This is a genomic window from Pseudomonas sp. TCU-HL1 (assembly GCF_001708505.1).
Taxonomy (GTDB): Bacteria; Pseudomonadota; Gammaproteobacteria; order Pseudomonadales; family Pseudomonadaceae; genus Metapseudomonas.
The window spans coordinates 5,819,712-5,834,956 of record NZ_CP015992.1; the positions used below are offsets into that span (position 1 = coordinate 5,819,712).

Below are 15,245 nucleotides of genomic sequence, written 5' to 3' on the forward strand. Positions count from 1 at the left end.
CTCTTTGCGTTTCGACGAAAAAAGGGGACAGATTTATTTAAGCACTCTAATCCTGACCTAAAAGACAGCTTTAGAGCAGGAAAAAATAAATCCGCCCCCTTTTCCACGCCTTTTCCAATCACCCCCCCCAAGCCTTGCCGTAACCATTAAATGCAAACATCCCCAAATAAACCAATAGCGCCCATCCACCAACTAAGAGCCTAACCCCCCAAGGATGATCAACCTTAACCCCGCCGGGCGCCAAGCGAATAGTTTTGTTTGCAATGTAACAATAAAACCCTTGACCAAAAAAAAGCTGCACAGAAATAACGCCCCAAAAATTACTCCACTCTCCGACAAACCTAATAGAGTTCAGCGCACTACCTAAAAACATCAAAAAAACCACAAAACCCTTGTACCGGCAGAGAAACTCAAGAAACTTCATTCAAATAATTCCCGTCCATTTTCGACCAATCGGAAAAAAGGGGACAGATTTATTTTCCCTACTCTAATTTCGGTCTGCCCTGCGTCCTTCGTTCAATCCGTACTCCAGCAATACGCTCAACCTCATCCGCGAAGCGATTGCTGCCTGTTAATTGCCCACGTTGTATTGCCTCCCGAATGAGGCTCAATTCCTCGGCGGGCACCACTTGCCTTATGAACTCGACATACCGGCGGCGGCGTTCTTCATCCGTAGCTCCAAGAGCTTCGAAGCACGGATCGATGTCCAGCCAGTTTTGGCTTGGCACTTCGCCCACACGACGGGCATAGCTCGACCAGGGATAGTCTCCCGCATCGGAAACCATACGAGCCCGAACCGGGTTCAGTTCGATATATCGGCTACAGGCCAACAGGTAACTATCAGACTGCACGATGCTTGACTTGTAGCGGCCTTCCCACAAGGTGCCCGATCGCCCTTCCAGACGATTTCGGTAACGCGTTGCGCGAGCCGCCAAGGTCTTCATCAACTGACTTAGCCCCGTCAGCGAATCGCCAGGGGCCAACAGTAGATGGACATGATTGGTCATCAGGCAGTACGCATATACCTTGACACCAAAAGCATCTTTCAACTCACGCAGATCATCGACGTAACGCTGAAAATCACAGTCCTCTGCAAAAACGACTTGCCGGTTGTGACCACGTTGCACAATGTGATGCGGATAGTTTGGTAACAACACCCGCCCAACCCTGGGCATGTTTTCTCCCTCCGTAGCTAGCTTCAGTCGGAATTAGAGCAAGGAAAATAAATCCGTCCCCTTTTCTTTTCATCCCAATCCTTCCCCTTTTCTGTGGAATCAACTTTTATACCTAGAATACATAACAAGATGTCTTATCAGCTGTTTCCCTCCGCCAAGACTTAATAAAACCGCCGGAAGAAACCAGTATTGAATAACTACAAATAGAAACCCCTCCACTAGACTGCAAGTAAATTATGTAATACCTAGTACTCCCGCCCTCCTTCACAGCCTTCTCGAATCCTCGCTTATCACTTCCAACCCCTCTCATATAGAGCCCTCTTTCCGGCCAAGCATATAGAGACACTGCAGGGTTGAATGTCTTACCTATAAGATCATCTCTACTGAGCTCCCAAGCTCTATAGGACAGGCACCCCGAAACGATCATTGCCAACCCCAAGACTCCTAGAAGCTCCACCGATTTAATTTTTATTTCTTTTTTTGGCATTCGCATCAAGCAAGCCTTCTATAACAGGTCGATATTTTTCATAAACAGCGCCGTAATTCACAAAAACCGCCGGAGGCATGCTGCCTATATTTTCAAGCACTGTCATATCCGCACCCTTTGACCTTTCAAGAGAAATCATCCACTGATCATGCAGGGTTGCAAATGCATTAAATCCTGGAATTTCATTCAGCACATTACTCATAGCGGCCCCATGACATATAGAATAGAACCCCGCACAAGCCGAATCATTCAAAGGCAAGTTAATACCTATATTCTTTCCTTCCTGTAAATATCCATTAATATTTACCTGAGGAACAACCCCAGAAGAATCATCGAAATTTGAACCACTAGGCCTGTCTACACCGGGCCTTACATCTGGCTCTCGTCCTACGGAATACTGATACAACTCCATCAAGGCTCCAGTTGCCGCCAGACTCAGCCAACTTTCTTTATCTTGGTTTAAAAAAGGGGACTAAAAAAGGGGACAGATTTATTTAAGCACTCTAATCCTGACCTCAAAGGCAGCTTTAGAGTAGGAAAAATAAATCAACCCCCTTTTCCAGTCGAATCAATACTCCCTAAAGAAAAACAAAAGAATATATAGAAATAGTGCAAACCCACCCACCGCCCCCCTCAAATAGACACTTGACTCCTTCCCAACCCTAGCCCCTGCCGAATAAATAATCTCTCGCCCACATATAAATGAATAAACGCACTGCCCAAACCATATCTGCCCCAAAAACACTCCCCAAAACACGCCCCACTCACCCAGCAACGACAACAAATTAACTAGCGAAGACACAACCATAAGCACCAAAATAGCTCTTCTCTTAAAATACAACCACCTCACAAACCTACTCATCACTTGAAAAGACCTCTCTCGCATTTTCCACTATGGCGTCCCACACTCCCATAGACGTAAGTGAGTTTGCTATTTTCCCCGCAACCTCTATAGGAACCCCTTTAGATGCAGCATAACTCTCAAACCCTGTACTTAACCCCACGGACGTGGCAGCACCTACAAAGTCTCCTTTCAGATAGCCCGCCATAAGCCCCACAGTTGTTGATGCCCCCGCCATAAAAGATGCAGCACCTCCACTACTAACCACAGCTCCTGCAGCCATCACCCTACTAAGGTCGCTCACCGCTTTAGCATCAGTGGCTCTAACCCATCGCAAAGTATTAACATCTGAGAAATCTATATTTACTCCACTTGCCAAGCACTCAACGGTGCCACATGAATGGAATCTTGGCGCATAAGTCGACCCATCAACAACAACTGGAATTCTATAGCCATTACGATCATCCAGAACATAACCAGTAAGACGGTCCCTAGAATCTCCTCCGGCACTAGCTGGCCACTCAGACTTAATTAGCCGTGAATACCCATATTCAACCTCAGACAACCACGTGTATTCGTCGGTGCTTTGTTTTATGTACGCAACAACATCCATATCTCCTTTAGATATCTTCTGAAGCTGATACCCTCCACCTAAATCCACCCAATTCCCATCAGGATCATAAATACCAAGACTATTTTCTACGACCATATCAGTAGACGGGGTAACTTCTGTCCCTTTTACAAAAGAGAGCCTCAACTGCTCTTCAATTTCATCAGCTGTAAATCGTCCATTGCTTTTATCTGCCAAATCTTTTGCTAGATCTTTTTCTTCCAAATGCAACTGCCGGTTATATTGCGTCGCGTTCTGCGCCACCCAAGCACCGGTCTGCACACTCTCCGCATCCGCATTGCTCTGGGTCGCCGCTGCCAGCAAGCCGATCAGCTGCGAGTTCATCACCAGCAGACCTTTCTTCTGATCCGGGTCCATGCCGGCGTATTGCTGCGCCAGGCTATCTACCAGCGCTTCGTTCACTCCAGCTGCTAGTGCGCCGGTGCGGAAGTCGCCGCCCGCCGCTTCAGCGGCGAGGCCGCCCATCACGGCGTGCAAGCCGATCTTGGCCAGGCCGCCTTCGCTCAGGTCGAACTTGTCCCCCAGGTCACCAACGAAGTTGAACCCCGCCGCCGCAAAGGTGTTCGCCAGGCTGGAGCGCAAGGCATCGCCGAGCTTGGAGTCGCCACCCAACGCACGGTCCAGCAGGGTGGAGGTGCCGTTCTGCAGCAACTGGTTGCCCGCAAAGCTGCCGATACCGTTCCAACTGCTCAGGCCACCTTCGGACAGCACCTTCACGCTGTCCTGGACGGCGTTGCCCGTGCTGGTCTGGGTGCTGGTCCAGTCGTTGAAGTAACCGGCGGTCAGGCCGGCGGTGGCACCGGCCACCACGTAACCCCGCAGCGCATCGCTGGAGGTGACATCGTCGACGACCGCCCCCAGGTTGCCGCGGTTGTTGATGGTGCTGATGGCGGTATTGCTGGCAGCCCCGGTCACGGCTGCGGTAGCGGCGGCATTGGCCCAGCCGATGCCCTGGAGCGAGGCGCCAGCCCCAGCGGCCCAGGCACTGCTGGCGGCAGTGGATGCCCCCGCTGCGGAAGCACCACTTGCGGCCAATCCGCTTGCCGCGCCCGCCGTGAAGTAGGCCACCAGAATGGCAATCGCCAACTGCGCCCCCGCCCCCAACCCGGAATGGCTGTACTTGAAGCTGTCGTGGACTTCCCTCACCCGCTGCCAGTCCACATCGCCGCGCTGTTCCAGCTCCTTGATCCAGGCCAGGCTCGGATCCGCCTGCACCATGGCATCAATGGTCTGGCTGACGCTCTGCTGGTCAATGTGCTTTAGATCCACCTTCAGGCCGTCCACGGCCTGGGTAATGCTCTCGTCCCGGTATCCAGCACCGAAGGCCTGGCCGACCCGTTCCTCGCGGGAGAGGATCTGCACGTCCCGACCGGCATTCAGGAAGAGGTCACCACCGGACTGCAACACGCTGCCGATGTTGGTGATATCGCGCCCGGCGATTCAAAAGCGCCCCCGGTCTGGGCGCCTTTGACGGTCAAATCGATTGGGTTGTTAATGAACGGAAACAGCCCAGCATGAAGCCAGACTTCGAACTACGTGTATGCACGAGCCAGGATGATTGGGCTAAAGAAATGTCCGCAACCACCGTCCGAAGCTGACGTGAAGCGATAGTCCACTGAAAGTTAGAGTAGGAAAAATAAATCTGTCCCCTTTACGGTCGGAAGCGATTTCGCGCATGTCGGAGGAAGAACAGGAATTGGTGCGCGGCCTGCTCGATGCGGTGATCGTGAAACATCAGGTCGCTGGGGCCATTGCCCGCGCGGCAACACCGGCAACGAAGGGAAAGGAGTAAACGAAGAAGCGCGGGCCAACGGTGCGCGAACACCGAAAGCCCGCTAACCACAAGCAGCTAAGAAGGAGCTGACCATGGCTAAGGCCGATCATAGGGCAGTCACGCCCAGAACTGAACGTTTCGCCACCATCGCCGCCGATTACTATCCGCCGCTCGGGGAACAAGTCCACGTCGGCGATAGGGCCATTCAGGGCTGTTTGGTGATTACGGCGGAGTGACACAAATAGCCCCGGCAGTGCCGGGGCTATTTTTATTCAAGGAAACTCAATCTTGCACTCTGACAAAGGAGGGGGATCACGACGCATTCATGCAATTAAACGTGAGCCAAAATCCGCTTACACAGAAACTCATAAAAGCTCCCCGCATAGTGCAAACTTTCCCCCGATGGAATTCTGACTTTTATTGAGCACTCCCCGTCCTTGTACGTGGAGAAATCAAAAAAGAATACTTCCCCGAAGTCTGTTTCACTCACCACAAGGCTCTGATCATCCACAAGACCATTTCTCAGCCCAACCAAGTGCTGATGGACAATATCCCCGCCATTAACGGTATCAAAGTCCATACCGTAGAGGCTGTATATCTCCTCACCACCAATTTCCCCTCCGGCATATCTCCTCAAGAACCATTTATATGAGGCCGGCAAGACCAGTCCCAATCTTTGCTCGGCTCTCTTGACCCACTCATCATCCACTGCGCCAGATTCATCGCCAAAATCAACAATCTCGCAGTGTGCCCCTACAAACTCTTCGACTTTTTCCGCACTATAAGAACTCATTGAGCACCACCATATCCGTAACCGCTCCATAAACCCCGTCTTCCTTTGACGGGGTATCGCGATCAGGATGTGCTAGTCGGCGGGCAGTTCCACGGCAGCAGGGCTTCGTAGTCTTCGACACTGTTGGCCGTTGGCAGGCGCTCCAGGACGTGGCGCAGCCAGGCATAGGGTTCTTGCCCGTTGGCTTTGGCCGTTTCGATCAGGCTGTAGAGCTGCGCGCTGGCCGTGGCGCCCTTGGGCGTGTCGCTGAACAGCCAGTTCTTGCGGCCGATCACGAAAGGACGGATGGCGTTCTCGGCACGGTTGTTGTCGATGGGCAGATGCCCGCCTTCGACATAGCGCACGAGCCGGCTCCAGTTGCTGGCCAGGTAGTTCACCGCCTTGCCCAGGGCATTCTGCGCGGCGACCTGTGGCTGGGTCTTGTCCAGCCAGGCCTTGAGCTGTTCCAGGAGGGGCCGGCTGCGCTGCTGTCGTGCGGCGTGACGTTCCAGGTTGCCGCTGTCCTTGTGATCGCGCTCGATGCCGTACAGCTGGTTGATCAGGTTCAAGGCCATGTCGGCGCGCCCGATCTTGCCCTTGGGCTGCACCGTCTGTGCCTCGATGAATTTGCGTCGAGCGTGAGCCCAGCAGGCCAGGCGCTCGATGCCGTCTTGCGCGGCCACGGCGTTGTAGCCGGCATAGTCGTCGGTCATCAGGTAGCCGCGATAGCCGGCGAGCAGGCGCAACGGCACCTCCTGCGCGCGGCTGGTGCTGTAGTCGAAGAGGACGACGGGTTTCTCCGGCGGGCCGCCGCTCTGTACCCACATCCAGGACTGCGCGGTGGGATCGCGCCCGGGTTCGTGCAGTACCTGCAGCCGGGTTTCGTCGCAGTGCAACACCGGGTAGCCCAGCAACTGGTCGCGCATGAGGTTGAGCAGGGGCTGCAACTGCTCGCCAGACTGGATCACCCAGCGCGCCAGGGTCTGGCGGGGGATGTCGAGGCCGTGGCGGCTGAGCATCCTCTCGAAGCGATACAGCGGGATGCCATCGGCGTACTTGGTGGTCAGCAGCATGGCCAGCACGCTAGGGCTGGCCACACTTTTCTCGATCAGTTGGGCCGGCTTGTCGGCCGTGACCGGAGCGCTTTCGCAGGCTTTGCAGGCGTAGGTTTTGCGGATATGGCGGATCACCCGTACCTGCATCGGGATGATCTCCAATTGCTCGCTGGTCTCCTCGCCGATCACCTGCTTGCAGGCGCCGCAGGCACAGGTCAACTCGTGCTCGGGCAGTTCATGGATGATTTCAACGCGCGGCAAGTCAGCCGGGAGGGGCTTGCGCTTGCCACGTCGCTTCACTGGGGCGACGACTTCTTCGGCTTCACCCGATCCGCCAGCAGGTTCTTCGAGCAACTCCTCAGCCTCGTTGAACATGGCCAACTGAGGGGAGTCGGCATCCTCGGGGCTACGCTCGGACTTTGGCGAGAACAGTTTGTGGCGCAGCAGAGCAACCTGTTCCTGCAATTGCAGAACCAAGGCCTTGAGCAGGACGGGATCGTCGGGAAGGGAGTCTGCGCCAGATTTCATGGCGCCGGATTATACCGACTCAGCTCACAAAACGCGGGGTCAGCACCTTGTGTGGCTGGTTCCCCCAGAGGTCGAATCCTGCCAGCAACTGATTCAGTTCCCGCACCGTCAACACGATGGGCTCTTCAGCATCAGGCTTGGTCTTGAAACGCTCGGCCTGCAGGCGCTTGAGCCACAGGCAAAAGCCATTGCGTTCCCAATAGAGGATCTTCACCCGGTTGCGTGTTTTGTTGAGGAAGACGAACAACACCGGGTCGAACACGGCCACCTTGATATCCAGCTCCACCAAGGCCGCCAGACCATCAATGGACTTCCGGAAGTCGACGGGTTTCGGATAGAGGTAGACGGCTTTGACCTTGGCGTCCGGACGCATCATGACGGGGCTCCACTGGGAAAACGGGAGCCCAGCATCCGCAAGCGGATCGTTCAGTTGAAGGTGGGGTTCATGGAGCGCTTACAATTGTCGAAGACAGACAATGCGATACTACTGGGTCGATACGAGAGTAATCATTAGCGTCATAGATATCTCTCCAGGCCTGAGGATAATCGCTGAATAGTGCTGCCTGTAAATTGTCGGCATTGCTGTTCGGTTTCAACGCAAATAGCAGGCCATCGCAACCCAAGGTGCGTGTGTTGGCCTTGAGCGCTTCAAACCAGCTCTTCCGACATGCAAGCCCAGACATGGCCAAGAGCTCATCCATTGAGATCATAAGTATTCCTTTTTCTGTCGCACACAATTAAAAAGAACACAGCACTGGCGGGGAGAAATACATCTTCAACCCATCAATAGGGAGATGAGGAGAAAACGAGAGCCGGACAAGACTGGCAATCCTCTGCATTCGGCTAAGCGAATAGAACCAGAGAGCCATTCAAAGGTATTTAGGAGGAGTCTGATGTTCCTCGAAGAACACTCCCAGCTGTGCGTAAGCGTCCGCCGCTAAGAAAGGTGGCAGTCTCTCTCCCCACGAATCAAATGCCGAAGACGCAGCGCACGGGGCTATAACGGATACTGACACCCGAGCAAGACTCCACGATTCTTGTACGTGGACTTGCTATTAGCCTCCCAGAAAAACGCGATGCACATCCGGACTGCGTAGTGGCTGATGCGGGCCGCGCTGGTCCGAGCGCAGCGAGGATCCAACAACCAACAACGTACGACAAACTGCATCAAGCAAGGGTTAATGTTGGTGGCGCGCCCTACCCAAGTTTGCCAGCAGGCCTCTACCGACTGGGCACCGCGAAGCCCTAAGCTCGGCCAGGCCTCGAACCGTTGGGTTTCGCTTCGCTCTACGCCAACCTACAGTTGTCGGCACAGTCGGAGACGCATCTCAAAGAAAAAGCCCCCGCCGGATCGCTCCGGCGGGGGCTTTTCATTCACTGCGCGAGGATCAGACCTTGGCGCGCTCGTAGCGCTTGCGGTCGTTCTCGTTCAGCAGCTTCTTGCGCAGGCGGATGGACTTCGGCGTCACTTCCACCAGCTCGTCGTCGGCGATGAATTCCAGCGCCTGTTCCAGGGTGAACTTGATCGGCGGAACCAGGGCGATGACTTCGTCCTTGCCGGAAGCACGCATGTTGTCGAGCTTCTTGCCTTTGGTGGGGTTGATCACCAGGTCGTTGTCACGGCTGTTGATGCCACTCAGCTGGCCTTCGTAGATCTCGTCGCCCGGGGCGAGGAACAGCTTGCCGCGGCTCTGCAGGGTTTCCAGCGAGTAGGTCAGCGCGGTGCCGGTGGCCATGGAGACCAGTACGCCGTTCTGACGGTTGCTGACTTCGCCGGCCTTGATCGGGCCGTAGTGGCTGAAGGTCGAGGTCAGGATGCCGGTACCCGAGGTCAGCGTCAGGAAGTTGTTACGGAAGCCGATCAGACCACGCGCCGGGATGGTGTATTCCAGGCGAACGCGGCCCTTGCCGTCGGGGATCATGTTGGTCAGATCGCCCTTGCGCAGGCCCATCTGCTCCATCACCGAGCCCTGGTGCTGCTCTTCGATGTCGATGGTGACGTTCTCGTAGGGCTCCTGCTTCTCGCCATCCTTCTCGATGATCACCACTTCCGGACGGCCGACAGCCATCTCGAAGCCTTCGCGGCGCATGGTTTCGATCAGTACGGAGAGGTGCAGCTCGCCACGGCCGGAGACCTTGAACTTCTCGGCGGATTCGCCCGCTTCAACGCGCAGGGCAACGTTGTGCAGCAGCTCCTTGTCCAGACGGTCCTTGATGTTGCGGCTGGTGACGAACTTGCCTTCCTTGCCGGCGAACGGCGAGTCGTTGACCTGGAAGGTCATGCTCACGGTGGGCTGGTCGACGGTCAGAGGCGGACGCGCCTCGACGTTCAGCGGGTCGCACAGGGTGTCGGAGATGAACAGCTCGTCCATGCCGCTGACGCAGACGATATCGCCGGCTTCGGCTTCAGCCACTTCCACGCGCTGCAGGCCGGAGTGGCCCATGATTTTCAGGATACGGCCGCTGCGCTTGGTGCCGTCGTCGCTGATGGCGACCACCTGGGTGTTGGACTTGACGCGGCCACGGGCGATGCGGCCGATGCCGATCACGCCGAGGAAGCTGTTGTAGTCGAGCTGGGAGATCTGCATCTGGAACGGGCCGTCGACGTCGACGTCCGGAACCGGCACGTGGTCGATGATGGCCTGGAACAGGGCGTCCATGTTGTCGTCCATCTTCTCGTGGTCCATGCCGGCGATGCCGTTCAGGGCACTGGCGTAGACGATCGGGAAGTCCAGCTGCTCGTCGGTGGCGCCGAGGTTGTCGAACAGGTCGAATATCTGGTCGATAACCCAGTCAGGACGCGCGCCCGGACGGTCGATCTTGTTCACCACCACGATCGGACGCAGACCGGCCTTGAAGGCCTTCTGGGTCACGAAGCGGGTCTGCGGCATGGGGCCGTCCTGGGCGTCGACCACCAGCAGTACGGAGTCGACCATGGACATTACGCGCTCAACCTCGCCACCGAAGTCGGCGTGGCCGGGGGTGTCGACGATGTTGATGTTGTAGCCGTTCCACTTGATGGCGGTGTTCTTCGCCAGAATGGTAATGCCGCGCTCTTTTTCCTGTTCGTTGGAGTCCATCACGCGCTCGCTTTCCGCTTCTTTGCGGTCGAGGGTGCCGGACAGCTTCAGGAGCTTGTCTACCAGGGTGGTCTTGCCATGGTCGACGTGGGCGATGATGGCGATGTTGCGGAGTTTTTCGATCACGTTTGTATCTCGATCAGAGGATTCGGTGTGCCGCGAAGTCTAAGCGGCTGATATGAACTAACTGCGTATCAGGCGGCCCGATGGTCGGGAGGGCGATGGCGGATACTGCCGCCAAACAGCCCTGGCTGTTTAAGCCGGACGATAAACGCGCACATTGGCGTGTCCCTCGCTGAGCAGGTGATGGGCATGCAGGCGGCTCATAACGCCTTTGTCGCAATACAGGAGGTACTGGCGGTTGGCGTCCAGTTCCTTGAAGCGGTTATTGACCGCATAGAACGGCAGGGCCTGGACTTCGATGCCAGGCAGCTCCAGGGGCTCGTCTTCCTGGGTATCGGGGTGGCGGATGTCGATGACGATCTGCCCCGGCAGGGCTTCGCTCACTTCTTCCACCTTGAGGTCCTGGCCCAGTTCGTCGATCACGCGATCGATGGGCACCAGGCGCGCACGTTCCAGGGCGCGCTCGAGGATGGCCATGTCGAATTGTGCTTCTTCGTACTCGATACGGCTGGGTTTGGCCTTGGTAGTCGGGTTCACCGAGATCACGCCGCAGTACTCGGGCATGTGCTTGGCGAACTCGGCAGTGCCGATGCGGGTGGCGGTGTCGATGATGTCCTGCTTGTGACTGGCGATCAGCGGGCGCAGCACTAGCATGTCGGTGGCCGAGTCGATCACCGAGAGGTTGGGCAGGGTCTGGCTGGACACCTGGGAGATGGCTTCGCCAGTCACCAGCGCATCCAGGGTCAGCTTGCGCGCCATGTGGGTGGAGGCGCGCAGCATCATGCGCTTGAGCACCACACCCATCTGGCTGTTGTCGACCTTGCTGAGGATTTCGCCGACCACTTCCTCGAAGGGCACGCTGATGAACAGCACGCGCTGGGAGCGGCCGAACTTTTCCCAGAGGTAGTGCGCCACTTCCATCACGCCCAGTTCGTGGGCACGGCCACCGAGGTTGAAGAAGCAGAAGTGGGTCATCAGGCCGCGACGCATCATCTGGTAGGCGGCCACGGTGGAGTCGAAGCCACCGGACATCAGTACCAGGGTCTGCTCCAGGGAGCCCAGCGGGTAGCCGCCGATGCCGTCGTGCTGGTGGTGGATGACGAACAGGCGCTGGTCGCGTACTTCCATCCGCACTTCCACTTCCGGGTTCTTCAGGGAGATGCCGGCCGCGTTGCACTCCTGGCGCAGGCGGCTGCCGACATGGCGCTCCAGCTCCATGGAGGTGAATTCATGCTTGCCCGCACGCTTGCAGCGCACGGCGAAGATCTTGCCGGGGATCTGGTCGGCGTAGTGCAGCTTGCACTTTTCCAGCACATCGTCGAAGTCGCCCAGCGGGTACTCATGCACTTCAAGGAAGTGGGTGATGCCCGGGGTGCAGGTCAGCCGCTCGATCATTTCGCGCAGGAGCTTCGGCTCGGTCTGGCGCGTCTGGACTTCAAGGTTGTCCCAGACGCCGGTCACCTCGAGCTCCGGGTCCAGGTCTTTCAGGACGGCGCGGATGTTCTTCGAGAGCTGGCGGATGAAATGCTTGCGCACCGGCCGGCTCTTGATGGTGATTTCCGGGAAGACTTTGACGATGAGTTTCATGAAAACGTCGCTTGCGACGGCGGCCGAAAAAGAGGGGCGCGGATTATAGCGGAAATTGTTCAAGCTTTGACCAAAATCATTCAGCAAAGCTTTCAGCGCACCAAAACGGATCACGCACACCATGACAAGCACGAAAACGGTGCGCAAAACTGTGCACAATCAGGGCGAAGCCCCCGCCAGGCGCGAGTTTTGGGGCTCCAGCCCATTCCGGGGCACTGGCACGCAATTTGCTCCCTTGTGAGGCAGGTCGCCCTGGCGGACTATCCCGCTCCGGCTTCACCCCGAATTTTTTTGGGAGGCAAGGTTTCCTGCCCCCATCCACCTGGAGGACAACATGTCGAAGTCGCTTCAACTGATTAAAGAACACGACGTGAAGTGGATTGATCTGCGCTTCACCGATACCAAAGGCAAGCAGCAGCACGTGACCATGCCGGCCCGTGATGCCGATGACGATTTCTTCGAGCACGGCAAGATGTTCGACGGCTCCTCCATCGAAGGTTGGAAAGGCATCGAAGCCTCCGACATGATCCTGCTGCCGGACGACAGCACTGCCGTTCTGGACCCGTTCACCGAAGAGCCGACCATCATCCTGGTCTGCGACATCATTGAGCCGAGCACCATGCAAGGCTACGACCGCGACCCGCGCGCCATCGCCCGTCGCGCCGAGGAATACCTGAAGACCACCGGTATCGGTGACACCGTATTCGTCGGCCCGGAGCCGGAGTTCTTCATCTTCGACGAAGTGAAGTTCAAGTCCGACATCTCCGGCTCCATGTTCAAGATCTTCTCCGAGCAGGCTTCCTGGAACACCGACGCCGACATCGAAGGCGGCAACAAGGGCCACCGTCCGGGCGTGAAGGGCGGCTACTTCCCGGTACCGCCGGTCGATCACGACCACGAAATCCGTACCGCCATGTGCAACGCCCTGGAAGAAATGGGCCTGGTCGTGGAAGTTCACCACCACGAAGTGGCGACTGCCGGCCAGAACGAAATCGGCGTGAAGTTCAACACCCTGGTTGCCAAGGCTGACGAAGTTCAGACCCTGAAGTACTGCGTGCACAACGTTGCCGACGCTTACGGCAAGACCGTGACCTTCATGCCGAAGCCCCTGTACGGCGACAACGGCTCGGGCATGCACGTTCACATGTCCATCTCCAAAGATGGCAAGAACACCTTCGCTGGCGAAGGCTATGCCGGTCTGTCCGATACCGCCCTGTACTTCATCGGCGGCATCATCAAGCACGGTAAGGCCCTGAACGGCTTCACCAACCCGGCTACCAACTCCTACAAGCGCCTGGTGCCTGGCTTCGAAGCTCCGGTAATGCTGGCCTACTCCGCCCGCAACCGTTCCGCCTCGATCCGCATCCCGTACGTGAACAGCCCGAAAGCCCGCCGTATCGAAGCGCGCTTCCCGGACCCGGCTGCCAACCCCTACCTGTGCTTCGCAGCTCTGCTGATGGCCGGTCTGGACGGCATCCAGAACAAGATTCACCCCGGCGATGCCGCTGACAAGAACCTGTATGACCTGCCGCCGGAAGAGGCGAAGGAAATCCCGCAGGTTTGCGGCAGCCTGAAAGAAGCGCTGGAAGAACTGGACAAGGGCCGCGCGTTCCTGACCAAGGGCGGCGTGTTCAGCGACGACTTCATCGATGCCTACATCGAGCTGAAGAGCGAAGAAGAAATCAAGGTGCGCACCTTCGTGCACCCGCTGGAATACGACCTGTACTACAGCGTCTGATCCAGTTGTGACCGCGCAAGCGGCATGATTGAGAGGCCTCCTTCGGGAGGCCTTTTTTATGGTTCCGTACCTGCCGTTCCCGGTGAGTGGCGAACGCCTTCGCCCTTCAGGCCGCAAGCCTTTGTTGCATCGCCGCACACCCGCGCCGCGCGTCGCTTGCCAGCCAGCCTCGCCAGTGCAAGTCTTAGCGGCATTGCATCTACGGAGATCACCCGATGCGTCCCTTGCTCGCCGGCCTGCTTCTGGTACTGGCCCTGCCTGCCATCGCACAGATCTACAAGTACACCGACGCCAACGGCAATACGGTGTTCACCAACCAGCCGCCGGACGGCGCCGCCATCGAAAAAGTGGAGCTGCCCCCCACCAATGCGGTGCAGGCGCAGCCACCGAGCGAACCCGTCAGCGCAGCGGACGATGCCACACAGCAAGCGACCTACCAGCTGCTTGAGCTGACCGATATTCCGGACGATGAAGCCTTGCGCGCCAACAACGGCACCTTCAGCGTCGGGGTCAAACTGGAGCCGCGCCTGCAGCCTGGCCATCAACTTCGCCTGCGCCTGGACGGCCAGCCCTATGGCACACCGAGCAATGTCCCGCGTCTGCAACTGACCAACATCGACCGTGGCGAGCACAGCCTGGTGGTGGATGTCCTGGCAGGCACCAGAGTGGTGCAGAGTAGCGCCGCCGTCTCCTTCACCATTCAGCGCGTGCACCTCGGCACGCCCTGATTACCTGATTGAACTCCATGCACCGCTTATTGATCTGCTTGCTGCTCTTCGCCCTGCCCGTGGCCGCCGAGGTCTATACCTACGTCGACGAGGAGGGCAACCGCGTCTTCACCGACCGCCCCAAGCCCGGCAACGCCAAACGCCTGGAGATGGCGCCCGCCAACGGCGCGACCCTGCCGGCGCCCATCCAGCCACCGCCGCTCTATGCCAAGCCCATTCCACGGGAGCAGGGTTACCAGGTCCTGCGCATCCTGGTGCCCGAGCCCGACGCCACTGTCCGTGATGGCGAAGGCAATCTGATCGTCAGCGCCGTGAGCGAGCCTGGACTGCGCGCCAACCACAGCTATCGCCTGCTGCTGGACGGCAATCCCGTGGGCGAGCCGGGCCGCAGCCCGGTCTTCCCGCTGCAGAACCTGGATCGGGGCACCCACCAGCTGGCGGTGGAAATCATCGACGAGCAAGGCCGCATGGTGGAGCGCACGCCCAGCCAACCCGTACACATCGTGCGGATGTCGCTGTCGCAGAAGCGCCTGGCCCGCCCCTGCAAGAAAGATGACTTCGGTGTGCGCCCGGAATGCCCGCTGAAGGACAAACCCGAGGAAGACGACGACATCGCCATCCTGCCGTTCATCTGAACGGCAACCATCCGGCGATACCCGGCAGCATCCGCCCGGGTATCGCCCTGCCCACTCAAGAAACCGTCCGCACCGCACCAATCCGGTGCAA

The 15,245-nt window shown here is 57.5% G+C and carries 14 protein-coding genes; 4 read left to right on the plus strand and 10 right to left on the minus strand.

What is annotated here, in order from left to right:
* Positions 1 to 118: 118 nt before the first annotated feature.
* The 4 genes from THL1_RS26620 to THL1_RS31220 all read right to left on the minus strand — a co-directional run bounded on the left by THL1_RS26620 (position 119) and on the right by THL1_RS31220 (position 4,541).
* Positions 119 to 424: a hypothetical protein gene (locus THL1_RS26620; RefSeq protein ID WP_069086051.1), complete on the minus strand. Its 306-nt coding sequence runs from the start codon at positions 422 to 424 to the stop codon at positions 119 to 121.
* 58 nt (positions 425 to 482) lie between these two features.
* Positions 483 to 1,175, minus strand: a complete 693-nt coding sequence (locus THL1_RS29320; RefSeq protein WP_083246016.1) for a transposase — start codon at positions 1,173 to 1,175, stop codon at positions 483 to 485.
* 461 nt (positions 1,176 to 1,636) lie between these two features.
* A complete protein-coding gene (locus tag THL1_RS29965; protein ID WP_145928394.1) occupies positions 1,637 to 2,074 on the minus strand; it encodes a hypothetical protein in 438 nt (145 codons plus the stop codon).
* Between the two features lie 442 nt (positions 2,075 to 2,516).
* Positions 2,517 to 4,541 carry a DUF637 domain-containing protein gene (locus THL1_RS31220; RefSeq protein ID WP_069086053.1) on the minus strand — a complete coding sequence of 675 codons (2,025 nt, stop codon included), beginning with the start codon at positions 4,539 to 4,541 and terminating at the stop codon, positions 2,517 to 2,519.
* 459 nt (positions 4,542 to 5,000) lie between these two features.
* Between THL1_RS31220 and THL1_RS30195 the strand changes: the two genes are divergently transcribed.
* Entirely contained in the window at positions 5,001 to 5,144 is a 144-nt protein-coding gene (locus THL1_RS30195; RefSeq protein WP_161490991.1) for a hypothetical protein, read from the plus strand.
* Positions 5,145 to 5,239: 95 nt separating this feature from the next.
* Here the strand turns inward: THL1_RS30195 and THL1_RS26635 are convergent, their stop codons facing one another.
* The 6 genes from THL1_RS26635 to thiI form a co-directional block, all read right to left on the minus strand.
* Positions 5,240 to 5,701, minus strand: coding sequence for an SMI1/KNR4 family protein (locus THL1_RS26635; RefSeq protein WP_069086643.1), 462 nt, complete (start codon positions 5,699 to 5,701; stop codon positions 5,240 to 5,242).
* Positions 5,702 to 5,763: 62 nt separating this feature from the next.
* Positions 5,764 to 7,263 (minus strand): IS66 family transposase, encoded by a 1,500-nt coding sequence (gene tnpC / locus THL1_RS26640; protein ID WP_083245827.1) that lies wholly within the window; start codon positions 7,261 to 7,263, stop codon positions 5,764 to 5,766.
* A 19-nt stretch (positions 7,264 to 7,282) separates the two neighbouring features.
* A complete protein-coding gene (tnpB, locus tag THL1_RS26645) occupies positions 7,283 to 7,639 on the minus strand; it encodes an IS66 family insertion sequence element accessory protein TnpB (protein WP_003449170.1) in 357 nt (118 codons plus the stop codon).
* Positions 7,640 to 7,706: 67 nt separating this feature from the next.
* Entirely contained in the window at positions 7,707 to 7,973 is a 267-nt protein-coding gene (locus THL1_RS29325) for an autoinducer binding domain-containing protein (RefSeq protein ID WP_083246018.1), read from the minus strand.
* A gap of 678 nt (positions 7,974 to 8,651) precedes the next feature.
* Positions 8,652 to 10,469, minus strand: a complete 1,818-nt coding sequence (gene typA / locus THL1_RS26650) for a translational GTPase TypA (protein ID WP_069086054.1) — start codon at positions 10,467 to 10,469, stop codon at positions 8,652 to 8,654.
* A gap of 129 nt (positions 10,470 to 10,598) precedes the next feature.
* Complete coding sequence (gene thiI / locus THL1_RS26655) at positions 10,599 to 12,053, minus strand: tRNA uracil 4-sulfurtransferase ThiI (RefSeq protein ID WP_069086055.1); 1,455 nt, start codon at positions 12,051 to 12,053, stop codon at positions 10,599 to 10,601.
* Positions 12,054 to 12,387: 334 nt separating this feature from the next.
* Between thiI and glnA the strand changes: the two genes are divergently transcribed.
* The 3 genes from glnA to THL1_RS26670 all read left to right on the plus strand — a co-directional run bounded on the left by glnA (position 12,388) and on the right by THL1_RS26670 (position 15,154).
* Positions 12,388 to 13,791 (plus strand): glutamate--ammonia ligase, encoded by a 1,404-nt coding sequence (gene glnA, locus THL1_RS26660; RefSeq protein WP_069086056.1) that lies wholly within the window; start codon positions 12,388 to 12,390, stop codon positions 13,789 to 13,791.
* 215 nt (positions 13,792 to 14,006) lie between these two features.
* Entirely contained in the window at positions 14,007 to 14,519 is a 513-nt protein-coding gene (locus THL1_RS26665; RefSeq protein ID WP_069086057.1) for a DUF4124 domain-containing protein, read from the plus strand.
* 17 nt (positions 14,520 to 14,536) lie between these two features.
* Positions 14,537 to 15,154 carry a DUF4124 domain-containing protein gene (locus THL1_RS26670; RefSeq protein WP_069086058.1) on the plus strand — a complete coding sequence of 206 codons (618 nt, stop codon included), beginning with the start codon at positions 14,537 to 14,539 and terminating at the stop codon, positions 15,152 to 15,154.
* Positions 15,155 to 15,245: the final 91 nt, after the last annotated feature.

What these genes read in the sequence shown, in the direction of transcription:
- THL1_RS26620 (WP_069086051.1), bottom strand. Translation starts at nt 424, where the DNA reads ATGAAGTTTCTTGAGTTTCTCTGCCGGTACAAGGGTTTTGTGGTTTTT.
- THL1_RS29320 (WP_083246016.1), bottom strand. Translation starts at nt 1,175, where the DNA reads ATGCCCAGGGTTGGGCGGGTGTTGTTACCAAACTATCCGCATCACATT.
- THL1_RS29965 (WP_145928394.1), bottom strand. Translation starts at nt 2,074, where the DNA reads ATGGAGTTGTATCAGTATTCCGTAGGACGAGAGCCAGATGTAAGGCCC.
- THL1_RS30195 (WP_161490991.1), top strand. Translation starts at nt 5,001, where the DNA reads ATGGCTAAGGCCGATCATAGGGCAGTCACGCCCAGAACTGAACGTTTC.
- THL1_RS26635 (WP_069086643.1), bottom strand. Translation starts at nt 5,701, where the DNA reads ATGAGTTCTTATAGTGCGGAAAAAGTCGAAGAGTTTGTAGGGGCACAC.
- tnpC (WP_083245827.1), bottom strand. Translation starts at nt 7,263, where the DNA reads ATGAAATCTGGCGCAGACTCCCTTCCCGACGATCCCGTCCTGCTCAAG.
- tnpB (WP_003449170.1), bottom strand. Translation starts at nt 7,639, where the DNA reads ATGATGCGTCCGGACGCCAAGGTCAAAGCCGTCTACCTCTATCCGAAA.
- THL1_RS29325 (WP_083246018.1), bottom strand. Translation starts at nt 7,973, where the DNA reads ATGATCTCAATGGATGAGCTCTTGGCCATGTCTGGGCTTGCATGTCGG.
- thiI (WP_069086055.1), bottom strand. Translation starts at nt 12,053, where the DNA reads ATGAAACTCATCGTCAAAGTCTTCCCGGAAATCACCATCAAGAGCCGG.
- glnA (WP_069086056.1), top strand. Translation starts at nt 12,388, where the DNA reads ATGTCGAAGTCGCTTCAACTGATTAAAGAACACGACGTGAAGTGGATT.
- THL1_RS26665 (WP_069086057.1), top strand. Translation starts at nt 14,007, where the DNA reads ATGCGTCCCTTGCTCGCCGGCCTGCTTCTGGTACTGGCCCTGCCTGCC.
- THL1_RS26670 (WP_069086058.1), top strand. Translation starts at nt 14,537, where the DNA reads ATGCACCGCTTATTGATCTGCTTGCTGCTCTTCGCCCTGCCCGTGGCC.